Origin of the sequence: Bartonella sp. CM120XJJH, assembly GCF_042194715.1 — a bacterium.
GTDB lineage: Bacteria > Pseudomonadota > Alphaproteobacteria > Rhizobiales > Rhizobiaceae > Bartonella.
This window is the reverse complement of sequence record NZ_JBHINE010000071.1, coordinates 1-1,142: the sequence shown is the minus strand read 5'-3', so window position 1 is coordinate 1,142 and position 1,142 is coordinate 1. Positions and strand designations below refer to the sequence as shown.

Here is a 1,142-nt window from a genome sequence, read left to right as displayed (position 1 = left end):
TGATTGGTATGCGGACCGTTTAAGTTTGATGTTTTTCACGCAAGTGTGTGGGTACACAGCACCTACAATGAAATTTGAAGGGCGTGAGATTGAACTTGATGAATTGTATTATGGTTTTAATGCACCATTGGCACCAAGTAGTAAGCGCATTGTACGACCAGAAGCCAAAACGAAAGATGAAGACGTAAAAGAGCTGGCAAAACACGGTTTTAGTCTTAAGCTGATTGATGAAGCTGTTAAAGTTGCAAAGTTGGCTAACCCCAAAATCAGACCAGTACGTGTTGGTGGTTCCAATGTTTACGTGATGTATCTTCATCCCATACAAGTTATGCAATTGCGTACCAATACAGAGACTGGTCAGTGGCTTGATATACAAAAGGCGGCTTATTCAGGTTCGCGTGCGAAGAATCCGATCTTTGATGGTTCATTAGGCATGTATAACGGTGTGATTTTACGTGAATCGGAACATGTGACGCATGGTGTAAAATCCGATGGTAGTGTTGAAGAAAATGTCCGACGTGCTGTTTTACTGGGTGCACAAAGTGCGATGCTTGCCTTTGGAGCAGAAAATCAAGATACGCGCTATAAATTGGTTGAAGAGCTTGATGATTATCAACGGGTCTATGGGGTTGCAGCGAAAACAATCCTAGGGATGAAGAAAACGCGTTTCCAAATGCCTGGAAGAGGACAACATGCGCAAGATTTTGGAACAGTTGTTGTTTCAACTTGTACCGGTGAAAAGCCTTCTTAAATCGGGAAAGGAAATAAAACATGGCAGAAGGATTACCACAGCCCCTACAAGGGAGAAACTTGGTTACGCAACAAGTGAGTTTTTTTCGCTTGAACATATCGCATAAAGAGAAGCGTCTTACACGAAAAATCGGGATTTTGCCTCGTGGTGCTTTGATCACTTCAATTAAAGCGTTTGTGAAGACAGCGTTTTCTGAGACGAAATTGAAGATTGGCAGCACCTATGGCGGTAATGAGTTTGGCGAAAAAGATATCAAAGCCCAAAATACGCAAGATTTTACACCAACAGACCAAAAGGTTTTTACTCCAGAGGATAAAGAAATGACCCTTTATGCAACACGAGATAAAACCACTGATGCTGGTGAGTGTGTTGTGGTCGTGCAATTTGTGAA

Annotated in this window: 2 protein-coding genes; both read left to right on the top strand. The window is 42.1% G+C overall.

All coding sequences use genetic code 11. From position 1 onward, the window contains the following. Window positions 1-751 (top strand): DUF4043 family protein (locus ACFIKU_RS09765; RefSeq protein ID WP_375657388.1); only part of this gene is annotated, 751 nt, incomplete at its 5' end. 20 nt (window positions 752-771) lie between these two features. Continuing rightward, window positions 772-1,142, top strand: a 371-nt coding sequence (locus ACFIKU_RS09760) for a hypothetical protein (protein ID WP_375657387.1), incomplete at its 3' end; no start/stop codon positions are given.